20 protein-coding genes, 1 tRNA gene and 1 pseudogene are annotated in these 21,197 nt (G+C 71.2%); 9 read left to right on the top strand and 13 right to left on the bottom strand.

What is annotated here, in order from left to right:
• Positions 1 to 33 precede the first annotated feature (33 nt).
• From ACFC79_RS11845 to ACFC79_RS11825, 5 genes are all read left to right on the top strand, one after another.
• Positions 34 to 747, top strand: a complete 714-nt coding sequence (locus tag ACFC79_RS11845; protein WP_376238421.1) for a response regulator transcription factor — start codon at positions 34 to 36, stop codon at positions 745 to 747.
• 557 nt (positions 748 to 1,304) lie between these two features.
• Positions 1,305 to 2,348, top strand: coding sequence for a galactose-1-phosphate uridylyltransferase (gene galT, locus ACFC79_RS11840; protein ID WP_376238418.1), 1,044 nt, complete (start codon positions 1,305 to 1,307; stop codon positions 2,346 to 2,348).
• Complete coding sequence (gene galE, locus ACFC79_RS11835) at positions 2,345 to 3,325, top strand: UDP-glucose 4-epimerase GalE (RefSeq protein ID WP_376238415.1); 981 nt, start codon at positions 2,345 to 2,347, stop codon at positions 3,323 to 3,325. Before galT ends, galE begins: the two co-directional genes overlap by 4 nt.
• The gene (gene galK, locus ACFC79_RS11830) at positions 3,322 to 4,533 is read left to right on the top strand and encodes a galactokinase (protein ID WP_376238413.1); all 1,212 of its coding nucleotides are present in this window, start codon (positions 3,322 to 3,324) and stop codon (positions 4,531 to 4,533) included. Before galE ends, galK begins: the two co-directional genes overlap by 4 nt.
• A gap of 349 nt (positions 4,534 to 4,882) precedes the next feature.
• Positions 4,883 to 5,692, top strand: a complete 810-nt coding sequence (locus ACFC79_RS11825) for a LuxR C-terminal-related transcriptional regulator (RefSeq protein ID WP_376238410.1) — start codon at positions 4,883 to 4,885, stop codon at positions 5,690 to 5,692.
• On the opposite strand, the gene ACFC79_RS11820 is transcribed toward ACFC79_RS11825, so the two are convergent.
• Positions 5,651 to 6,148 carry a MarR family winged helix-turn-helix transcriptional regulator gene (locus ACFC79_RS11820; protein WP_376238407.1) on the bottom strand — a complete coding sequence of 166 codons (498 nt, stop codon included), beginning with the start codon at positions 6,146 to 6,148 and terminating at the stop codon, positions 5,651 to 5,653. The genes ACFC79_RS11825 and ACFC79_RS11820 overlap by 42 nt on opposite strands.
• A gap of 88 nt (positions 6,149 to 6,236) precedes the next feature.
• Here ACFC79_RS11820 and ACFC79_RS11815 point away from each other — a divergent pair, with 88 nt between their 5' ends.
• Positions 6,237 to 7,037, top strand: coding sequence for a trans-aconitate 2-methyltransferase (locus ACFC79_RS11815; protein WP_376238404.1), 801 nt, complete (start codon positions 6,237 to 6,239; stop codon positions 7,035 to 7,037).
• Entirely contained in the window at positions 7,034 to 7,399 is a 366-nt protein-coding gene (locus ACFC79_RS11810; protein WP_376238402.1) for a VOC family protein, read from the top strand. The genes ACFC79_RS11815 and ACFC79_RS11810 overlap by 4 nt, the downstream gene beginning before the upstream one ends.
• Before the next feature lie 104 nt (positions 7,400 to 7,503).
• Here the strand turns inward: ACFC79_RS11810 and ACFC79_RS11805 are convergent.
• The 3 genes and pseudogenes from ACFC79_RS11805 to ACFC79_RS11795 form a co-directional block, all read right to left on the bottom strand.
• A pseudogene (locus tag ACFC79_RS11805) lies at positions 7,504 to 7,604 on the bottom strand (Uma2 family endonuclease); the annotation flags it as partial.
• Between the two features lie 102 nt (positions 7,605 to 7,706).
• Positions 7,707 to 8,393 (bottom strand): TetR family transcriptional regulator, encoded by a 687-nt coding sequence (locus ACFC79_RS11800; RefSeq protein WP_376238400.1) that lies wholly within the window; start codon positions 8,391 to 8,393, stop codon positions 7,707 to 7,709.
• The gene (locus tag ACFC79_RS11795) at positions 8,390 to 9,391 is read right to left on the bottom strand and encodes an acyl-CoA desaturase (RefSeq protein WP_376238399.1); all 1,002 of its coding nucleotides are present in this window, start codon (positions 9,389 to 9,391) and stop codon (positions 8,390 to 8,392) included. The genes ACFC79_RS11800 and ACFC79_RS11795 overlap by 4 nt, the downstream gene beginning before the upstream one ends.
• Before the next feature lie 339 nt (positions 9,392 to 9,730).
• Here ACFC79_RS11795 and ppc point away from each other — a divergent pair, with 339 nt between their 5' ends.
• The gene (gene ppc, locus ACFC79_RS11790; protein ID WP_376238396.1) at positions 9,731 to 12,460 is read left to right on the top strand and encodes a phosphoenolpyruvate carboxylase; all 2,730 of its coding nucleotides are present in this window, start codon (positions 9,731 to 9,733) and stop codon (positions 12,458 to 12,460) included.
• A gap of 89 nt (positions 12,461 to 12,549) precedes the next feature.
• Here the strand turns inward: ppc and ACFC79_RS11785 are convergent, their stop codons facing one another.
• From ACFC79_RS11785 to ACFC79_RS11755, 7 genes are all read right to left on the bottom strand, one after another.
• On the bottom strand, positions 12,550 to 13,020 hold the full coding sequence (locus tag ACFC79_RS11785; RefSeq protein ID WP_376238395.1) for a hypothetical protein: 471 nt from the start codon (positions 13,018 to 13,020) through the stop codon (positions 12,550 to 12,552).
• 141 nt (positions 13,021 to 13,161) lie between these two features.
• Positions 13,162 to 13,755, bottom strand: a complete 594-nt coding sequence (pth, locus tag ACFC79_RS11780; RefSeq protein WP_376238392.1) for an aminoacyl-tRNA hydrolase — start codon at positions 13,753 to 13,755, stop codon at positions 13,162 to 13,164.
• A 125-nt stretch (positions 13,756 to 13,880) separates the two neighbouring features.
• A complete protein-coding gene (locus ACFC79_RS11775; RefSeq protein ID WP_376238390.1) occupies positions 13,881 to 14,468 on the bottom strand; it encodes a 50S ribosomal protein L25/general stress protein Ctc in 588 nt (195 codons plus the stop codon).
• Positions 14,469 to 14,658: 190 nt separating this feature from the next.
• Complete coding sequence (locus ACFC79_RS11770) at positions 14,659 to 15,633, bottom strand: ribose-phosphate diphosphokinase (RefSeq protein ID WP_376238387.1); 975 nt, start codon at positions 15,631 to 15,633, stop codon at positions 14,659 to 14,661.
• Positions 15,634 to 15,752: 119 nt separating this feature from the next.
• Positions 15,753 to 17,201: a bifunctional UDP-N-acetylglucosamine diphosphorylase/glucosamine-1-phosphate N-acetyltransferase GlmU gene (glmU, locus tag ACFC79_RS11765; protein ID WP_376238385.1), complete on the bottom strand. Its 1,449-nt coding sequence runs from the start codon at positions 17,199 to 17,201 to the stop codon at positions 15,753 to 15,755.
• A gap of 109 nt (positions 17,202 to 17,310) precedes the next feature.
• Positions 17,311 to 17,382: transfer RNA gene (locus tag ACFC79_RS11760), tRNA-Gln, on the bottom strand.
• A 7-nt stretch (positions 17,383 to 17,389) separates the two neighbouring features.
• On the bottom strand, positions 17,390 to 18,277 hold the full coding sequence (locus ACFC79_RS11755; protein ID WP_376238382.1) for a hypothetical protein: 888 nt from the start codon (positions 18,275 to 18,277) through the stop codon (positions 17,390 to 17,392).
• Between the two features lie 155 nt (positions 18,278 to 18,432).
• On the opposite strand from ACFC79_RS11755, the gene ACFC79_RS11750 reads away from it, so the two are divergent.
• Positions 18,433 to 19,755 carry a sensor histidine kinase gene (locus tag ACFC79_RS11750; RefSeq protein WP_376238380.1) on the top strand — a complete coding sequence of 441 codons (1,323 nt, stop codon included), beginning with the start codon at positions 18,433 to 18,435 and terminating at the stop codon, positions 19,753 to 19,755.
• Between the two features lie 87 nt (positions 19,756 to 19,842).
• Here ACFC79_RS11750 and ACFC79_RS11745 read toward each other — a convergent pair whose 3' ends face one another.
• Together ACFC79_RS11745 and ACFC79_RS11740 are read right to left on the bottom strand one after the other, a co-directional pair.
• Entirely contained in the window at positions 19,843 to 20,379 is a 537-nt protein-coding gene (locus tag ACFC79_RS11745) for an SUKH-3 domain-containing protein (protein ID WP_376238377.1), read from the bottom strand.
• Between the two features lie 10 nt (positions 20,380 to 20,389).
• Positions 20,390 to 20,914 carry a YwqJ-related putative deaminase gene (locus ACFC79_RS11740; protein ID WP_376238374.1) on the bottom strand — a complete coding sequence of 175 codons (525 nt, stop codon included), beginning with the start codon at positions 20,912 to 20,914 and terminating at the stop codon, positions 20,390 to 20,392.
• Positions 20,915 to 21,197: the final 283 nt, after the last annotated feature.

Raw genomic sequence — 21,197 nt, 5'->3', positions numbered from 1 at the left:
GGGTCTGGCACCACCGCTACGGGGGTGTGCTCGATGGGTGTGCGGCTCATGGTGATCGACGATCACCGACTGCTTGCCGAGGCGCTCGCCTCGGCGCTGAAGCTGCGGGGCCACCGGGTGCTCGCCGCGGCGGCGCCGACCGCGGGCGCGGCCGAACTGGTGATCAGCAGGGCTCCCGAGGTCTGCCTGTTCGGCACCGCCGCGCCCGCCGAACCCGGCGTCTTCGACCCGATCGCGCGCATCCGGCGGGAGCGCCCCCAGGTGGCGGTGGTGGTGCTCGGCCCCGTACCCAGTCCGCGCGGGATCGCCGCGGCCTTCGCGGCGGGCGCCGCGGGGTACGTCCGCCACGACGAGCGCATGGAGGGCGTCGAGCGGGCGATGAGCAGGGCACGTGCCGGGGAGGCCGCGGCGTCGCCCCAACTGCTCCAGGTCGCCTTCGCCGAGCTGCTCGATCCGTCCGCCGCCCCGGACGACGAAGGGCAACGGCTGCTCCGGATGCTCACCCCGCGCGAGGCCGAGGTGCTGGTCCGGGTCGCCGAGGGCGAGGACACTCGGCTGATCGCGGCCGGGATGCGGATCGCGTCGAGCACCGCACGCACGCACGTGCAGCGCGTACTGATGAAGTTAGGCGTCGGCTCCCGGCTGGAGGCCGCGGCACTCGCGGCCCGCACCGGACTCCTGGACCGGGCCGCGTCCGCCCCCGGCCCGGCACCCCGGCAAGCCCCGACGCAGACGGCCGCGCACTGACGCAAACGGCTGTGACCTGACGCGGACAGCCGTCCGTGGACCGGTGCGGGCCGCGTCGGCCGCCGCGGACCGCTACAGGCCGACAGGCACCAATACGGTCGACCGGCACCGATACGGGCCGACACGACGCCGACTGACACGGCGCCGACTGGCACGGCGCCGACCGACACGGCGCCGACCGGCACGGACATGCCCTCGTCCGGTGTCGCACCGCGCTGTTCCCGCCCCGTTCCCGCCTTGTCCCCGCCCCGTTCCCGCCCGGCACGTGTCTGCCCCGTGCCACGGGCACACCCCCGGTACACCGGCGCACTCCGGTGCGAGTGCGGCGCCGCACTCCGATCGCTCCACCGCACCCCACCGCACTCCGGCGCATTCCGGTGTACCCGCTCACTTCCTTCGTCTCTTTCGCACCCGCGCGTCCCGCTGCCCACTCGCACGCCCGCGCACCCGCACATCACCGTTCACACACCCGGGAACCGGCCCGGACGCACGGAGCCGCCATTGACGCACCTGTTGGCTTGTGGTTCATTATGTTTGATTCTGTTTGGAGGAGTCTGGTGAAGAAGACGGTTACGACGCTCGCCGACGGCCGGGAACTGCTCTACTACGACCGTCGTGACGACGTCGTGCGCGACGCCGTGGACCGGCGGCCCCTCGACGCCGTCTCGACCTCGTCCGAGATCCGCCGGGACCCGTTTCTCGGCGACAGCGTCGCCATCGCCTCGCACCGGCAGGGCCGCACCTACCACCCGCCGGCCGACGAGTGCCCGCTCTGCCCCTCGCGGGACGGCAGGCTGAGCGAGATACCCGAGGCGGACTACGAGGTGGCCGTCTTCGAGAACCGCTTCCCCTCGCTCGCCGGTGACTCCGGCCGCTGCGAGGTCGTCTGTTTCACCTCCGACCACGACGCGTCCTTCGCCGACCTCACCGAGGAGCAGGCGGCACTGGTCCTGGCGGCCTGGACCGACCGCACCACCGAGCTCGCCGGACTCCCGCAGGTGAAGCAGGTGTTCTGCTTCGAGAACCGGGGCGCCGAGATCGGTGTCACGCTCGGACATCCGCACGGGCAGATCTACGCGTACCCCTTCGTCACCCCGCGCACCGAACTGATGCTGCGCTCGACCGCCGCCCACCGCGCCGCGACCGGCCGCAACCTCTTCGACGACGTGGTGGCCCGCGAGGAGGCCGACGGCTCGCGGGTCGTCCTGGCCGGGGAGCACTGGATCGTCTTCGTCCCGCACGCCGCCCACTGGCCGTACGAGGTGCACATCCACCCCCGCCGCCGCGTCCCCGACCTGCGGGAACTCGACGACGCCGCGCGCACGGAATTCCCACAGGTCTATCTGGAACTCTTGAGGCGATTCGACCGGATCTTCGGGCCCGGCGAGCCGCCGACCCCGTACATCGCGGCCTGGCACCAGGCCCCGTTCGAGGCCCCCGGCAGGGAGGACTTCGGGCTCCATCTGGAGCTCTTCACCATCCGACGCACCTCCGGCAAGCTGAAGTTCCTCGCTGGTTCCGAATCCGGCATGAACGTGTTCATCAACGATGTGCCGCCGGAGGCCGCGGCCCAGCGACTGCGAGAGGTAGCGAGCGAGTGAGCAAGCCCCAGAAGAAGTACCTGGTCACGGGCGGCGCGGGATACGTCGGCAGCGTGGTCGCCCAGCACCTGCTGGAGGCCGGTCACGCGGTCACCGTCCTCGACGACCTGTCGACCGGTTTCCGGGAGGGCGTCCCGGCCGGGGCACAGTTCGTCGAGGGCCGCGTCCAGGACGCCGCGAAGTGGCTCGACCCCTCCTACGACGGGGTGCTGCACTTCGCCGCGTACTCGCAGGTCGGCGAGTCCGTCACCAACCCGGAGAAGTACTGGACGAACAACGTCGCAGGCTCCCTCGAACTGCTCGCCGCGATGCGGGACGCCGGGGTGCGGACCCTGGTCTTCTCCTCCACCGCCGCGACCTACGGCGAACCGGCCACCAGCCCCATCACCGAGTCCGACGCGACCGCGCCCACCAGCCCCTACGGCGCCACCAAGCTCGCCGTCGACCACATGATCACCGGCGAGGCGAAGGCGCACGGCCTGGCCGCCGTCTCGCTGCGCTACTTCAACGTGGCCGGGGCCTACGGCAGGTGCGGGGAGCGGCACGACCCCGAGTCGCACCTCATCCCGCTCGTCCTCCAGGTCGCCCTCGGCCGCCGGGAGTCCGTCGCGGTGTACGGCGACGACTACCCGACCCCCGACGGCACCTGCGTCCGCGACTACATCCACGTCGCCGACCTCGCCGAGGCCCACCTGCTCGCCCTGGACGCGGCGACCCCGGGCGAGCATCTGATCTGCAACCTCGGCAACGGCAACGGCTTCTCGGTCCGCGAGGTCATCGAGACCGTCCGCGAGGTCACCGGCCACCCCGTCCCCGAGACCGCCGCCCCGCGCCGCGCCGGTGATCCCGCCGTGCTGGTCGCCTCCGCGGCCACCGCAAGGGAGCGGCTCGGCTGGACGCCGTCGCGCGCCGACCTCGCCGGAATCGTCACCGACGCCTGGGCGTTCGCCCGCCGAGAGGAGCCCACCGCCCCATGACCGAGCACAGCGATCCGGCCGCCGTCCCCACCGGCGACCCGGCCGACGCCACCCGGGAACCGGCCGACGCCTTCACCGCCCTGTACGGCAGCGCCCCCGAGGGTGTCTGGGCGGCCCCCGGGCGGGTCAACCTGATCGGCGAGTACACCGACTTCAACGACGGCTTCGTGATGCCGCTCGCGCTGCCGCACACCGCGCGCGCCGCCGTCGCCCGCCGCACCGACGGCGAACTGCGGCTCCACTCCTCCGACGTGCCGGGCGGTGTCGTCCGGCTCCGGATCGACGAACTGGCCCCGCACCAGGGGCACGGCTGGGCCGCCTACCCGGCGGGTGTCGTCTGGGCGCTGCGCGAGGCCGGCCACCCGGTCAGCGGGGCGGACATCCAGCTGACCTCCACCGTGCCCACCGGCGCCGGACTCTCCTCCTCCGCCGCCCTGGAGGTCGTCACCGCACTCGCCCTGAACGACCTCTTCGGACTCGGGCTCCCGGCACCGGAGCTGGCGGTGATCGGGCAGCGCGCCGAGAACGCGTTCGTCGGCGTGCCGTGCGGAATCATGGACCAGATGGCCTCCGCCTGCTGCACCGACGGTCACGCCCTGTACCTCGACACCCGGGACCTCACCCAGCGCCAGGTCCCCTTCGACCTCTCCGCGCACGGACTGCGGCTGCTGGTGGTCGACACCCGGGTCAAGCACGCGCTGGGCGACGGGGCGTACGCCGAGCGGAGGGCCGGCTGCGAGGCGGGGGCCGCCGCGCTCGGCCTGCGCACGCTGCGCGACCTGCCGTTCCCGGGGCTCGGAACGGCCCTGGAGGCGCTGGCCGCGTCCGGCGCGGACGAGTCCGTGGTGCGCTACGTGCGCCATGTGGTCGGCGACAACGAACGGGTGAGGCAGGTCATCGCCCTGCTCGACGCGGGCGACGTGCGCGCGGTGGGCCCGGTCCTCGACGCGGGACACGTCTCGCTCCGCGACGATCTGCGGGTCTCCTGCCCGGAACTGGACCTCGTGGTGTCGTCGGCGGGCGAGGCCGGGGCGCTCGGCGCCCGGATGACCGGCGGCGGCTTCGGCGGCTCGGCGATCGTGCTGGTGGACGAGGCACGGGCGGACGCGGTCGCCGGGGCGGTGCGGGCGGCGTTCGCCGCGGCCGGGCACGCGGAGCCGGGGATCTTCCCGGCGGTGCCCTCGGCGGGCGCCCGCCGACTGGCCTGACCCCCGGCCGGTCGTTCCACGCCCCCACCCGCCGCCGGACGGTCCCGGCCACGAACGCACGACGAACCGGCCGGCACCGGCCACCGACCGGCAGGTGCCGGTCAGTTCTGCGAATCGCCTTCCGCGCCGGTCGCCGCGCCGTACCCTGATGCACAGCACCGGTGGGGGCCGGTGCCGATTCAGGGGTACGAGACAGTCGGGTACGGCGCCCGGGACGGGTGGCAGTCGACGCACGGCGGCGGCCGTGGGGCTGCGGTCCGTCTCTCCCATCCGGGCGACCGTACCCGCGCCGTTCCCGTCCCTTCGGCGGGCCGGGGCGGCCCGGCAGCGTAGGCAGCAGGGGGTGCCCGTGGTTCGAATCCGTGTTCTCGTGGTGGACGACCACCGCATTTTCGCCGAGTCGCTGGCGGCGGCACTGGCGGCCGAGCCCGACGTCGAGGTGTCGGCGGCGGGCAGCGGCCCGGCCGCGCTGCGCTGTCTGGAACGGGCGGCCGCCGAGGGGCGCGGCTACGACGTGATGCTGGTCGACGCCGAACTGGGCATCCTGACCGCGGCGGGCGGTCGCCACGCACCCGTCCCGGTGCCGCGCGCCGGGGAGAACGCCCCGGTGGACGGCATCTCCCTGGTCGCCGGCGTCCACGTCGACCGGCCCTCCGTGCGCACGGTGGTGCTCGCCGAGAAGGACGACCCGCACCGGGCCGCCCTCGCCCTCCAGGCCGGTGCCTCCGGCTGGGTCGCCAAGGACTGCTCGCTGCAACGGCTGCTCACCGTCGTCCGAGGGGTGTTGCGCGACGAGACGCATCTGCCCCCGGCCCTGCTGACCGGCGTCCTGCGGGAGTTGACCGCGGCCCGCAAGCACCGCACCGAGAGCGAGCGGCTCGTCGAGTCGCTGACCCCGCGCGAGCGCGAGGTGCTGCGCTGCATGGTGGCGGGGCTGGGGCGCAAGGCGGTGGCGGAGCGCCTCTATCTCTCCCCGCACACGGTGCGCACGCACATGCAGAACGTACTGGGGAAGCTGGGCGTGCACTCCACGCTGGCCGCGGTCGCGCTGGCGCGCCGGGCGGGCATCGGGCCGGTCGACCTGGAGGCGGCGGCCCCGGGACCTTCCGGAGCCGCCCTATCCGGGGACGTTGTCGAACGGGGCAGTCAACTGGCGTAGCAGACCGGCGAGTTCGCCGCGCTGCTGAGAGGAGAGTTCGGCCAGGATGGCGCGTTCCTGGGCGAGCAGACCGGCGAGCGACTGGTCGGCCTTGTCGCGGCCCTCGGCGGTGAGCCGGACGAGCACCCCGCGCCGGTCGTTCGGGTCGGGAAGCCGCTCGACGAGGTTCTTCTTGGCCAGCCGGTCGATGCGGTTGGTCATCGTGCCCGAGGTGACCAGCGTCTGGGTGAGCAGCTGGCCGGGGGAGAGCTGATAGGGGGCGCCCGCGCGGCGCAGCGACGTCAGGACGTCGAACTCCCACGGCTCCAGGTGGTGCTCGGAGAACGCGATCCGGCGCGCCCGGTCCAGGTGGCGGGCCAGGCGCGAGACGCGGCTCAGCACCTCGAGCGGTTCCACGTCGAGGTCGGGGCGCTCGCGGCGCCATGCAGCGACCAGTCGGTCGACCTCGTCCTCCATGTCGATCAGTGTAGAGGGTCTGTCGACATGAAGTCTCTTGAATTCAAGTGTCTTGACATCAAGATAATATCGGCGTGATGCTGAAGCCATGAGCACACCCCTCTGGGATCCGCAGCAGTACCTGCGCCACGCGGATCACCGCACCCGCCCCTTCCACGACCTCCTTGCCCGCGTCCCCGAACCCCCGGCCGCCCCCGCACCCCGCGTCGCCGACCTCGGCTGCGGCGCCGGGAACGCCACCGTCCTCCTCGCCCACCGCTGGCCGAGGGCCCGCATCACCGGCTACGACAACTCCCCCCAGATGCTCGAACGCGCCCGGACGCACGCCGGGCCGCTCCTGGACTTCGCCGAGGCCGACGCCACCACCTGGGTCCCGGCCGAACCCTTCGACGTGATCGTCTCCAACGCCCTGCTCCAATGGGTCCCCGGCCACACCGCACGCTTCCCCGCCTGGCTGGACGCCCTCACCCCGGGCGGCACGTTCGCCCTCCAGGTCCCGGGCAACTTCGACCAGCCCTCCCACGTCCTCATGCGGGAACTCGCCACCTCCCCGCGCTGGCGCGACCGCCTGCACGGCGTCCTGCGCCACGCCGACGCCGTACCCGCCCCCACCGCCTACCTCGACGCCCTCACGGGCCCCGGCATCACGGCCGACGTCTGGGAAACCACCTACCTGCACCTGCTGCACGGGCAGGACCCGGTACTCGACTGGGTGAAGGGCACCGGCCTGCGCCCCGTCCTGACCGTCCTCGACGACGACCCCGAGGCCCGCGACGCCTTCCTCGCCGAGTACCGCGACCTGCTGCGCACCGCCTACCCGGCCGGCCCGCACGGCACCGTCTTCCCGTTCCGCCGCGTCTTCGCCGTCGCCCACAAGGAGAACTCATGATCGCCGCGCTCGACCACGTCCAGCTGGCCGCCCCCGCGGGCTCGGAGGACAGCCTGCGCGCCTACTACGCCGACGCCCTCGGCATGACGGAGACCGCCAAGCCCCCGGCCCTCGCCGCCCGCGGCGGCTGCTGGTTCCAGGCCGGACCGGTCCAGCTCCACCTGGGCATCGAGCAGGACTTCCGCCCCGCCCGCAAGGCCCACCCCGGCCTGCGCGTCACCGGCATCGAGGCGTACGCCGCCCGGCTGGAGGCCCACGGAGCCCCGGTGCGATGGGACGACGACCTGCCCGGCCACCGCCGCTTCTTCAGCCACGACCCGGTGGGCAACCGGCTGGAGTTCCTGGAGCCGCTGGGCGGGTGAACCGGGGAACCTGCCTGTCCCGCCGCTGCCCGCCCCGGGCCGTGTCCCCGGACCGGCGGCGTTCGGCCGGAGGGGCCGGGTCGTGCGGCCTCCGGGGCGGGCAGCGGTGGGAGATCGGGCAGGGTGAACAGGTCGTCCACCGCGTATCCGTCCTGGGGCGGCACCGGCAGCGGCTGCTGTGCCCGGCGATCGGCTCGGCGGTCACGATTCCTCCCATGGACGGGATTCTCGGCCCTGCGCGCCACAGCACGAGGCGCTTCGACGCGGCGTCGTCACAACGAGTGAGCACCCCCCGAGCGCCGATGGCTCAGTTCTTCCGGTGGCCGATCAGCCGCGGCTTCGACTCCAGGTTCTCCAGGCCGTGCCAGGCCAGATTCACCAGGTGGGCCGCGACCTCCGCCTTCTTCGGCTTGCGCGCGTTCACCCACCACTGCCCCGTCAGCGCCACCATCCCCACCAGTGCCTGCGCGTACAGCGGGGCCAGCTTCGGATCGAAGCCGCGGGCCTTGAACTCCAGGCCCAGGATGTCCTCCACCTGCGTGGCGATATCGCTGATCAGCGACGCGAACGTGCCCGTCGACTGGGCGACGGGGGAGTCCCGGACCAGGATGCGGAAACCGTCCGTGTACGTCTCGATGTAGTCCAGCAGCGCGAACGCCGCCTGCTCCAGCAGCTCCCGCGGATGGCCCGCCGTCAGCGCACCGGTCACCATGTCGAGCAGCCGCCGCATCTCGCGGTCGACGACCACCGCGTACAGCCCCTCCTTGCCGCCGAAGTGCTCGTACACCACCGGCTTCGACACGCCCGCGCGGGCCGCGATCTCCTCCACCGAGGTGCCCTCGAAACCCTTGTCGGCGAAAAGGGTGCGCCCGATGTCCAGCAGCTGTTCGCGGCGTTCCTTGCCGGTCATCCTGACCCGGCGGGCCCGCCGGGAGGAGGGAGAACGGGTGGTCTCGCTGCTGGTTCTGGAGTCGGTCGCCACGTCGTCCATCATGCCGCGTCGGCGTGCGCACGGTCGCGGCGGGCGCCGATACGCCGGGACTCGATCCGCGCGGCGTCCGGCCAGCGCACGTCCGACGCCCACCCCAGCTTCTCGAACCAGCGGATCAACCGGGCGCTCGAATCGATCTGTCCCCGCTCCACACCGTGCCGCGCGCTCGTCGGATCCGCGTGGTGCAGGTTGTGCCACGACTCGCCGCACGACAGCACCGCGAGCCACCACACGTTCCCCGACCGGTCACGGGACCGGAACGGGCGCTTCCCCACCGCGTGGCAGATCGAGTTGATCGACCAGGTGACGTGGTGCAGCAGCGCCACCCGGACCAGGGACCCCCAGAAGAACGCCGTCGCCGCACCCCACCACGACCACGTCACCAGCCCACCCACCAGCGGCGGAACCGCCAGCGACACGGCCGTGAGGGTGGCGAAGTGGCGCGAGACCGCACGGAGCCCCGGATCCTTGATCAGATCCGGGGCGTACTTGTGCTGCGGCGTCTGCTCGGAATCGAACATCCATCCGATATGGGCCCACCACAGCCCCTTGCACAACGCCGGCAGCGACTCGCCGAACCGCCACGGCGAATGCGGATCACCCTCCGCGTCCGAAAAACGGTGATGCTTGCGATGATCCGCCACCCACCGCACCAGCGGCCCCTCCACGGCCAGCGAACCCGCCACCGCCAACGCGATCCGCAACGGACGCCTCGCCTTGAACGAACCATGCGTGAAATAGCGGTGGAAGCCGATCGTGATGCCATGGCAGCCGATGAAATACATCGCCACCAGCAGACCCAGATCGAGCCAGCTCACCCCCCGCCCCCAGGCCAGCGGCACCGCCGCCACCAAGGCCAGGAACGGCACCACGATGAACAGCAGAAGGGCGATCTGCTCGACCGACCGCTTGCTGTCCCCGCCGAGCGTGGCGGACGGAAGAGCAGGGCCGTCGGCCCCCGGTGGCTGGGCATCGTCGAGCAGCACGGGGCTGGTGTTCATGGGGGGTCCCCTGGGGATGAGGAATGCGACGGACAGGTCCGGCTACGGTTCCGTAACCTACGGTTACGTAAGTATGACAGCGCGACGCCCCACCGCACGAGAGCGCGACGACGCGCCCGTACGGGAAAACCCGAACGGGGCGCCAGCGGTGCCGACGACGTGGACACCTATCCTGGTGGAGTCGGACAGCGCGGTCCGCACTCCGCTTTCCGGGGTGGCGTCGGCACCGCCGCCGGCCGCGGCCCCGGAGACCCCGTGCCCGCGCGGCCTCCACCACCACCCTTCGGTGGCAGCCGCAACGCGACGCACCTCCTCATTCACTGCAAGGAGCCGCACACTGTGAGCAGTGCCGACCAGACCCCCGCCGCCAGCCCCGCGCTGCGCGCCGACATCCGCCGCCTCGGCGACCTGCTGGGCGAGACCCTGGTACGCCAGGAGGGCCAGGAACTCCTCGACCTCGTCGAACGCGTCCGTGCCCTCACCCGCACCGACGGCGAGGCCGCCGCCGAACTGCTCGGCGACACGGACCTGGAGACCGCCGCACGCCTCGTCCGCGCCTTCTCCACCTACTTCCACCTCGCCAACGTCACCGAGCAGGTCCACCGCGCCCGCGAGATGCGCGACCGCCGCGCCGCCGAGGGCGGGCTCCTCGCCCGCACCGCCGACCGCCTCAAGGACGCCGACCCGCAGCACCTGCGCGAGACCGTCAAGAACCTCAACGTGCGACCCGTCTTCACCGCACACCCCACCGAGGCCGCCCGGCGCTCCGTCCTCAACAAGCTCCGCCGTATCGCCGAACTCCTCGAAACCCCCGTCATCGACGCCGACCGGCGCCGCCAGGACCTCCGCCTCGCCGAGAACATCGACCTCATCTGGCAGACCGACGAACTCCGCGTCGTCCGGCCCGAACCCGCCGACGAGGCCCGCAACGCCATCTACTACCTCGACGAACTCCACCTCGGCGCCGTCGGCGACGTCCTGGAGGACCTCGCCGCCGAACTCGAACGCGTCGGCGTCGAACTCCCCGCAGGCACCCGCCCCCTCACCTTCGGCACCTGGATCGGCGGCGACCGCGACGGCAACCCCAACGTCACCCCCGCCGTCACCCGCGAAGTCCTCATCCTCCAGCACGAACACGGCATCACCGACGCCCTCGAACTCGTCGACCACCTCCGCGCCCAGCTCTCCAACTCCATCCGCTACACCGGCGCCACCGACGAACTCCTCACCTCCCTCCAGGCGGACCTCGAACGCCTCCCCGAGATCAGCCCCCGCTACAAGCGGCTGAACGCCGAGGAGCCCTACCGCCTCAAGGCCACCTGCATCCGGCAGAAGCTCGTCAACACTCGCGAACGCCTCGCCGGCGGCACCCCCCACCGCCCCGGCTGCGACTACCTCGGTACCGCCGACCTCCTCGCCGACCTCCAGCTCATCCAGACCTCCCTGCGCGAACACCGCGGCGGCCTCTTCGCCGACGGACGCATGGACCGCACCATCCGCACCCTCGCCGCCTTCGGCCTCCAGCTCGCCACCATGGACGTCCGCGAACACGCCGACGCCCACCACCACGCCCTCGGCCAGCTCTTCGACCGCCTCGGCGAGGAATCCTGGCGCTACGCCGACATGCCCCGCGACTACCGGCAGAAGCTCCTCGCCAAGGAACTCCGCTCCCGCCGCCCCCTCGCCCCCACCCCGGCCCCCCTCGACGCCGCGGGCGAGAAGACCCTCGGCGTCTTCCACACCATCAAGGAAGCCTTCGAACGCTTCGGACCCGAAGTCATCGAGTCCTACATCATCTCCATGTGCCAGGGCGCCGACGACGTCTTCGCCGCCGCCGTCCTCGCCCGCGAGGCCGGACTCCTCGACCTCCACGCCGGCTGGGCCAAGATCGGCATCGTCCCGCTCCTGGAAACCACCGACGAACTCCGCGCCGCCGACGTCATCCTCGACGAGATGCTCGCCGACCCCTCCTACCGCCGCCTCGTCTCCCTGCGCGGCGACGTCCAGGAGGTCATGCTCGGCTACTCCGACTCCTCCAAGTTCGGCGGCATCACCACCTCCCAGTGGGAAATCCACCGCGCCCAGCGCCGCCTGCGCGACGTCGCCCACCGCTACGGCGTACGCCTGCGCCTCTTCCACGGCCGCGGCGGCACCGTCGGCCGCGGCGGCGGCCCCTCCCACGACGCGATCCTCGCCCAGCCCTGGGGCACCCTCGAAGGCGAGATCAAGGTCACCGAACAGGGCGAGGTCATCTCCGACAAGTACCTCATCCCGGCCCTCGCCCGCGAGAACCTCGAACTCACCGTCGCGGCCACCCTCCAGGCATCCGCCCTGCACACCGCACCCCGGCAGTCCGACGAAGCCCTCGCCCGCTGGGACGCGGCCATGGACACCGTCTCCGACGCCGCCCACGCCGCCTACCGCAAGCTCGTCGAGGACCCCGACCTCCCCGCCTACTTCTTCGCCTCCACCCCCGTCGACCAGCTCGCCGAACTCCACCTCGGCTCCCGCCCCTCCCGCCGCCCCGACTCCGGCGCCGGACTCGACGGACTCCGCGCCATCCCCTGGGTCTTCGGCTGGACCCAGTCCCGCCAGATCGTCCCCGGCTGGTACGGCGTCGGCTCCGGCCTCAAGGCCCTGCGCGAAGCCGGCCTCGACACCGTCCTCGAAGAAATGCACGAACACTGGCACTTCTTCCGCAACTTCATCTCCAACGTCGAGATGACCCTCGCCAAGACCGACCTGCGCATCGCCCGCCACTACGTCGACACCCTCGTCCCCGACGAGCTCAAGCACGTCTACGCCGACATCGAGGCCGAACACGCCCTCACCGTCCAGGAAGTCCTGAAGGTCACCGGCGCCACCGAACTCCTCGGCACCAGCCCCGTCCTCCAGCAGACCTTCGCCATCCGCGACGCCTACCTCGACCCCATCTCCTACCTCCAGGTCTCCCTGCTCGCCCGCCAGCGCGCCGCCGCCGAACGCGGCGAAGAACCCGACCCGCTGCTCGCCCGAGCCCTCCTCCTCACCGTCAACGGAGTCGCCGCCGGCCTGCGCAACACCGGCTGACCACACCCCGGCAACACACACCACGGAGCGCCGTGCCGACGAGCTGCCACAGCCCGCCGACACGGCGCTCCCTCACGCCACGAAAAACGTCACAACGCGAAGAACGTCGCCACCAACAGAACCGCCCCCGCAATCCCCGTACCCCACGCGACCCGGGTCAGCCGCATACCACCCCCGATGACCAACGCCGCCAGCACCAGCGCACCACCCAGCGGCACCCACGCGTGCAAGAACCCCGCAACCCCCGAACGCACCACATCATCCGTCCCCGGCCGCACCACCACCGGAAAACGATCACCCCGCCGCGCCCCGACCGACTTCTCCACCGTCACCCGCCCCCGCGCGGCAGCCTGACCCGACGGCGCGAACGGCCCGGTACACACCTCCGCACCACACCCCGTCACGGTCATCGTGCCGTGCTCGCGACCTTTGTCCAGAACGATGTGGTGCGCCGTGTCCCACGAGGACCGCACCCCCGCGACGAGCAGCAACAGGACGACAAAGCCCATGGCAGCGGTACGGGCAGGGGCCAGGGCGCGGTGGGAGGAGCTCCGCTTCATGGGCAGCGATCCTTGGGCAGAGCGGCGCACCGGGTCAACTCGCGGCCGGAAAACCCCGGACCGCCGACCGAAATGTCCATGCTTGTGTGCCTATCGGGCCCGTGCCACGAACACCTCACGCACACACCGGACCGGCGAACGTCAGGAGTTGTACGCCCCCTGCGCCCGCTCCAGCCCCTCCGCCAACAGACACTCCACCGAATCCGCCGCCCGGTCCACGCAGTACGCCAGCTCCTTGCGCTCCACCGACGAAAAATCCTTCAACACGAAATCCGCCACCTGCATCCGGCCCGGCGGACGACCGATCCCGAACCGCACCCGGTGATAACCGGCACCCAACGACTTCGTCATCGACTTCAACCCGTTGTGCCCGTTGTCACCCCCACCCAACTTCAACCGCAAGGTCCCGAAATCGATGTCCAACTCGTCATGCACCGCCACCACACGGTCCACCGGCACCTTGTAGAAATCACACAACGCCGACACCGGCCCACCGGACAGATTCATGTACGACATCGGCTTGGCCAGCACCACCCGGCGACTCGACGGCCCCGGCGGCCCCACCCGCCCCTCCACGACCTGCGCCTGCGCCTTCTGCGCCCGCTTGAACTTCCCACCCATCCGCTCGGCGAGCAGATCGGCGACCATGAAACCCACGTTGTGCCGGTTCGCCGCATACTCCGGACCGGGATTGCCCAGGCCCACGACGAGCCAGGGAGCAGTGGCATCGGACATCTCGGCTCGGTCTCCTCACCCACGGACGGACACCGGACCCCGACGGCCCGGTCGACAGGAAAACGGGACGGCGGACCCCGAACGGAGAAACCGCCGCCCCGTCAATGAAGCGGAACGAGCGAGGCTCAGGCCCCGGCACCCTCGCCCTCGGCGGCCTCGGCGGCCGGCTCCTCGGCCTGCGCGGCGACGACCTGGAGCACGATGGCCTCCTCGTCGTCCACCAGCGTCGAGCCCTCGGGCAGCGCGATGTCCTTGGCGAACACCGACGCACCGGCGTCCAGACCCGCGATCGAGACCGTGACGGACTCGGGGATGTGGGTGGCCTCGGCCTGGATGCGCAGGGTGTTCATGACGTACTCCAGCAGGTTGCTGCCCGGAGCCAGATCGCCCTCGACGTGCACCACGACCTCGACGTCGACCTTCTCGCCACGCTTGACCGTCAGCAGGTCGACGTGCTCGATGTCGCCCTTGAGCGGGTCGCGCTGCACCGCCTTCGGGATGACCAGCGCGTCCTTGCCGTCGATGTCCAGACCGATCAGGGCGTTGGCCGTCTTGAGCGCCATCATCAGGGCGTGACCCGGCAGCGAAATGTGAACCGGCTCGGCACCGTGACCGTAGACGACCGCGGGAACCTGACCGGCACGACGCGCACGACGCGCGGCACCCTTGCCGAACTCGGTACGAACCTGGGCGGCGAGCTTGACCTCAGCCATGACTGCACTCCTCGTAAGGTGACAACACTCGGACGGTCACCCGGCCCACGACAGGCCTGCTACGAAGAGCGCGTCGATAACGGACCGCCGTACATACGAGTACGGCCTCCCTCGCCGAGCAACCCCAAGAGTCTACCCGGCGCGGAGGCCGCACCCCAAAACGGATCTACCGACCCGCCACGCCTACTGCCTACTGCTCCTCGAACAGGCTCGTCACCGAACCGTCCTCGAACACCTCGCGCACCGCACGCGCGATCGTCGGCGCGATCGACAGCACCGTGATCTTGTCGAGCTCCAGCTCACCCGGCGTCGGCAGGGTGTCCGTGAACACGAACTCGCTGACCTTCGAATTCTTCAGCCGGTCCGCCGCCGGACCCGACAGCACACCGTGCGTCGCCGTCACTATGACGTCCTCCGCACCATGCGCGAACAGCGCGTCCGCCGCGGCACAGATCGTGCCACCGGTGTCGATCATGTCGTCCACCAGGACACAGACCCGGCCCTTGACGTTGCCGACCACCTCGTGGACGGTCACCTGATTGGCCACGTCCTTGTCACGACGCTTGTGCACGATCGCCAGCGGAGCATCCAGACGGTCGCACCACCGGTCCGCCACCCGCACCCGGCCCGCGTCCGGAGAGACCACCGTCAGCTTCGAACGGTCGACCTTCGCACCGACGTAGTCGGCAAGGATCGGCAGCGCGAACAGGTGGTCCACCGGGCCGTCGAAGAAGCCCTGGATCTGGTCCGTGTGCAGATCGACCGTGAGCACCCGGTCCGCACCCGCCGTTTTCATCAGATCGGCCACCAGACGCGCCGAGATCGGCTCACGGCCCCGGTGCTTCTTGTCCTGACGCGCATACCCGTAGAACGGCACGATCACCGTGATGGAGCGGGCCGACGCGCGCTTCAGCGCGTCCAGCATGATCAGCTGCTCCATGATCCACTTGTTGATCGGAGCGGTGTGGCTCTGGATCAGGAAGCAGTCGGCGCCGCGCGCGGACTCCTGGAAGCGGACGTAGATCTCACCGTTGGCGAAATCGAAGGCCTTCGTCGGCACGAGACCGACACCCAGTTGATGTGCGACCTCCTCGGCAAGCTCGGGGTGGGCGCGGCCGGAGAAGAGCATCAGTTTCTTCTCGCCGGTCGTCTTGATCCCGGTCACAGCACAGTCTCCTCAGACGTGTTCCTGGCGCCGCGCGCAGTGTCCCGATCTGCGACGAGCCAGCCGAAATGGGGTGAGCACCTATCACGGTACGCCGTGCTCGACGTACCTGTTTCCGGTCAGCTTTCGCTCGTCTGCTCCGAAGTGGCCGCCTGAGCCGCCTGCGCCGCCGCGCTCCCCGGCCGCTTCCGGGCCACCCAGCCCTCGATATTCCTTTGCTGGCCCCGGGCGACGGCCAGCGAACCGGCCGGTACGTCCTTGGTGATGACCGACCCCGCCGCGGTGTAGACGCCGTCCCCGACCGTGACGGGAGCCACAAACATATTGTCCGAGCCGGTACGGCAGTGGGAGCCGATCGTGGTGTGGTGCTTGGCCACCCCGTCGTAGTTCACGAACACGCTCGCGGCACCGATGTTGGTGTGATCACCGATCGTCGCGTCCCCGACATAGCTCAGGTGCGGGACCTTGCTGCCCTCGCCGACCGTGGCGTTCTTCATCTCCACGTACGTACCGGCCTTGGCCTTCGCCCCGAGCCGCGTGCCCGGCCGCAGATAGGCGTACGGGCCGACCGTCGCCCCCTCGCCGACCTCCGCCTGGTCCGCGACCGTGTTGTCCACCCGCGCGCCCGCGCGCACGACGGTGTCCTTCAGCCGCGAGTTCGGGCCGACCTCGGCGTCCTCGGCGAGATGCGTGGTGCCCAGCAGCTGGGTGCCCGGGTGCACGATCGCGTCCCGCTCGTACGTGACGGTGACGTCGATCAGCGTGGACGCCGGGTCGACGACGGTGACCCCGGCCGTCATGGCCCGCTCCAGCAGCAGCCCGTTCAGCAGCCGCCGGGCCTCGGCCAGCTGCACCCGGTTGTTGATGCCGAGGATCTCCCGGTGGTCCCCGGCGACCGAGGCGCCCACCCGGTGGCCGGCCTCGCGCAGGATGGACAGCACGTCGGTGAGGTACTCCTCGCCCTGGCTGTTGTCCGTGCGGACCTTCCCGAGCGCGTCCGCGAGCAGCCGGCCGTCGAAGGCGAAGACCCCGGAGTTGATCTCCCGGATCGCCCGCTGGGCCTCGTCCGCGTCCTTGTGCTCGACGATCTCGGTGACCGCGCCGGTCGCCGGGTCGCGGACGATGCGGCCGTAGCCGGTGGAGTCCGGGACCTCGGCGGTGAGCACGGTGACGGCGTTGGCGTCGGCGGTGTGGGTGGCGGCCAGCGCGGCGAGCGTCTCGCCCGACAGCAGCGGGGTGTCGCCGCAGACGACGATCACGGTGCCCTCGACGGTCCCGCCCAGCGCGTCGAGCCCGACGCGCACGGCGTTGCCGGTGCCCCGCTGCTCGGCCTGGTGGGCGGTGCGCAGTTGGTCGTCGACGGCGGTGAGGTGTGCGGTGACCCGCTCGCTCTCGTGGCCGACGACCACGACGAGATGGGCCGGGTCCAGGGTGCGGGCGGCGGCGACGACATGGCCGACGAGCGAACGCCCGGCGATCTCGTGCAGGACCTTGGGGGTCTTCGACTTCATGCGGGTGCCCTCACCCGCTGCGAGGACGACGACTGCTGCCGGGCGTTCGGAGCTCACGGAAATGCCCTTCGGCTTCGGGTGGTGGACATCCGCAGGATACCGGGGCGCCTGTGGCCGGACATGGGCGCGGGCCCCGGCCTTGACGGCCGGGGCCCGCACCCGTGGGCTCCGCCGGCTGGATTCGAACCAGCGTCTCAAGGCTCCAAAGGCCTGCGGGATGCCGCTACCCCACGGCGGATCACTGCTTAAACCTTACCGGGTCGATAGCCGCGCCGGAGCCGGGCGTTGGCGTCGGAAGCCAAGCCGGACCACCATCCCTCGATGCAGCGGTACAAGGCGGCGCCCTGAGAGACGCGGATGACGAGGCATCCCCGGTAGCCCTCCGCGACGTTCTTTCGGACGGTCTTCGGATTGTGCTTCTTCAAAGTGGTCTTCTGCAATGCGGAGATATCGATGCGTACGAGGTCGGCCCAGTACTGCTCGGCAGCGTTCACATCCGCGGACTCGTGGATCATCACGCGGTAGGACAGGCGTTCCGCTGCCACTCCGAGCAGGTCCAGCCAGGCCAGGAAGACCGTGATCACGTCAGGGTCGCTGTTGATGAAGGCAACGGTCTCGCGTCGATCGTAGGGCTTGTCCTTGGCCCCTTCTGCCCAGTACAGGGCAACTCCGGCCAGGAAGAGCTCGCGGTCCGTCATTGCGCCGATCTCCTCCTTCGCGGCGGCCTTGGTCTTCCGGCGCTCTGCATCTCGCACAGCCAGCTCGTGGTCCCAGCGCATCCGTCCGGCGAGCCGGGCCTGCTCGGCGGCGGTGCGGCTACGGACGGGCTTCGGCAGATCCCGTACCCACAAGGAGATCGAGCTCTTGGAGCAGCCCAGCTCGACCTGGATCCGGTCGTATGTCCAGCCTTGGAGGCGCAGTTCCCGGGCCTTCTCGCGCAGGTCGTCCTTGGCGTTGGGGCGCTTGGTCCACTCCGGGGCGGGCTCGCCCTCCAGCAGGCGGTTGAGGATGTCGTTGTTGCCCACGAGGAGGCGATCGCGGATCTGGCGGCGGCTGAGGCCGGCTCTTCGCAGGGCGACGGCCTTCTCGCGCAGACCTTCGAAGTCGGCGTACTTGCCCGTGATTTCCGTCATGCGCCGAGCGTTGTCCGGAATGCGGACGTCCGGTGCGAAAGCCTGCTCGATTCACCATTTCAAGCGATACGTGGCTGTTCTGTCCCTGTTCGACGGACGGGCGTGCTGTCCCGGTCGTCCGAGAATGAGGTGCGGGCGCCCGTAGGGTGGACGGCATGACCGCAACGGGGGCATACCAGGAAGGCGTGGGTACGACCGCCCGCGGCTATGCGTGGTGGGGACGGCGGCGGAGTGTCGCACTGGATGTGGGGCTCGGGCTCTTGTCGGCGCTGGAGTGCGCCCTGGAAGGGGTGGAGTTCGCGGCCGACACCGCGTTGCCGCTGCCGGTCGGCGTGGTGTTCGGGTTGCTGGCGGGGTCCGTGCTGGTGGTGCGGCGGCGCTGGCCGATCGTCGTGGTGCTGGTGGCGATCGCGACGACGCCCGCGGAGATGGGTTTCCTGATGGGGCTGGTCGGCCTCTACACGCTGGCCGCCTCCGAGGTGCCGCGCAGGATCACCGCGGTGCTGACCGGGATGTCGTTCGCGGGGACGTTCATCGTCACGTACGTGCGGTTGCGGCAGAGCGTCTCCGAGCAGGCCGATTTCGGGCCGGGCGACGGGTATGTGCCGGTGATCTCCCTGATCATGTCGTTGGGGCTCACCGCGCCGCCGGTGCTGTTCGGCCTGTACATAGGGGCTCGGCGGCGGCTGATGGAGAGCCTGCGGGAGCGGGCGGACTCGCTGGAGCGGGAGCTGTCGCTGCTCGCCGACCGGGCCGAGGAGCGGGCCGAGTGGGCCCGTACGGAGGAGCGGACCCGGATCGCCCGGGAGATGCACGACGTGGTGGCGCACCGGGTGAGCCTGATGGTGGTGCATGCCGCGGCGCTCCAGGCGGTGGCGCCGAAGGATCCGGCGAAGGCGGTGCGGAACGCGGCGTTGGTGGGCGACATGGGCCGGCAGGCGTTGACGGAGCTGCGGGAGATGCTCGGGGTGCTGCGGTCGGGGGAGCCGGTGGTGTCCCGTTCGGCGCAGGTGCCGTTGGCTTCGGTCGGCCGGGCGGCGGCAGCTGCGGCGGCTGCCGTGGTGGAGGACGGTCCCCGGCTGTCCGAGGTGGAGAAGTTGGTGGGGGAGTCCCGGGCGGCGGGTATGACGGTGGAGCTGTCGGTGGACGGTGAGGCCCGTCCGTATGCGCCGGAGGTGGAGCAGACGGCGTACCGGGTGGTGCAGGAGGCGTTGACGAACGTGCACAAGCATGCGGCGGGTGCGAAGGCGTGGGTGCGGTTGGCGCATCGGGGTGCGGAGGTCGCGATGCAGGTGGAGAACGGTCCGTCGGACGCGGCGACGGCGGATGCGGGGTTGCCGAGCGGTGGCAACGGGCTGGTCGGCATGCGGGAGCGGGTGCAGGGGCTGGGGGGTGTGTTCGTGTCGGGGCCGACGGACGCGGGGGGATTCCGGGTGTCGGCGGTGCTGCCGGACCGCGGGGCCGCGTCGTCGGCGTGATGTGGTGGGGCGGGGCGTGTCGGCCGAGGGGCCGGGGCGGTGTGGGGGCGGGTGGTTCCGGTGTGCGGTCGCCCGGTCGGTGGGGCGTCAGTCGGGGAGGGCGAGGCGTTCGGGCTGGATGCCGGTGACGAGTGCGGTCAGGGCCTGGTCGATGTCGGGGCCGAGGTACCAGTCGCCGGTGTGGTCGACGCTGTAGACGCGGCCCTCGGCGTCGATGGCGAGGACGGCTTGTCCGTTTCCCTCCTCGCCCAGGGGGCTGACCTCGGTGTCGAGGGCCCGGCCGAGGTCGCCGAGGGTGCGGGCGAGGTGGAGGCCGTTCATCGGGTCGATGCGGACGGGGGCCGGGGCGATCTGCCGGCCGGGTGCGGTGGCCTTGATGTGCAGTCCGCCGAATTCGGCCCATGCCTCGACGGCGGCCGGGAAGACGGCGTGCCGGTGTCCGGCGGGTGACTGGTGGGAGCGCAGGGCGTCGGCCCATTCCTCGGCCCGGCGGATGTCCCAGCGGCCGGGCTGCCAGCCCGCGGTGCGCAGGGCGGTGTCGACGGCTGCGGGGAAGCGGGACGGTGCGGGGCGGTCGGTGGGGGGTGCCTGCCCGGGTACGGGCGGGGCGGGTCGGTCGTTCATCGGTGCGTGGTCAGCCCTTCTCGGCGGTGGTCGCCGTCCCGTCCGTGGTGACGTCGACGGGACGTACGCCGAAGTGGGCGAGCATCGCCGTGCAGGAGCGGCACGGCGATGCGTAGCTGCCGTGCAGGGGGTCGCCGTCCTCGCGGATGTGTCGTGCGGTGAGGCGGGAGTGTTTGAGGGCGCGGCGGGCCTCGCCGTTGGTGAGGGGTTTGCGCCGGGCGCGCTTGGAGCGGGCGGATTCGGCGGCGGTGAGGTGCCGGGAGAGGAGTATGGCTTCGGGGCAGCGGCCGGTGAAGCGTTCGCGCTGCTTGCTGGTGAGGGCGTCGAGGAAGTCCTGCACCAGGGGGTGGAGCGCGGGTGGCTGGTCGCCCTTGCCGGCGGTGCAGGTGAGGGTTTCGCCGCGTACGGACAGGGCCGCGGCCACCGCGGGCAGGATGCCGTCGCGGCGGTGGCGCAGGTGGGGTGCGTGGCTGGTGCGGGTGCTGCTCCAGCTGAGGCGGGGATCCCCGGATGTAACTGTTTGTGCAGTGTGCATGGCGCTTTTCCCTCCCGTGCCCGCGGCGGTGGCCGCGTGATGTGCACGCCCCCGAGTCGCGGTGACAGCCTGCCAAATGTCCGGGCTCGTGGGGAAGCTGGGGAGGGGTTATGAGGCTTTGTGTCGCTCGTGGGGGTGGGCGGTCGCTCGTCCGTCACATCGCTGTGACGGTTCGTGACGGATGGGGAGGAGGGGGCGTATGGGCGGGTCGGGGGCTTGCGGCACCGCATAGGCTGTGCCCGGACCGTCCCCCTGGGCAGTGTGGAAGACACGCGTGGCGGGT

Source organism: Streptomyces sp. NPDC056061, from assembly GCF_042266885.1.
Classification (GTDB): Bacteria; Actinomycetota; Actinomycetes; order Streptomycetales; family Streptomycetaceae; genus Streptomyces.
Note: the sequence above shows the minus strand (reverse complement) of the source record. Positions and strands in the feature narration are given on the sequence as shown.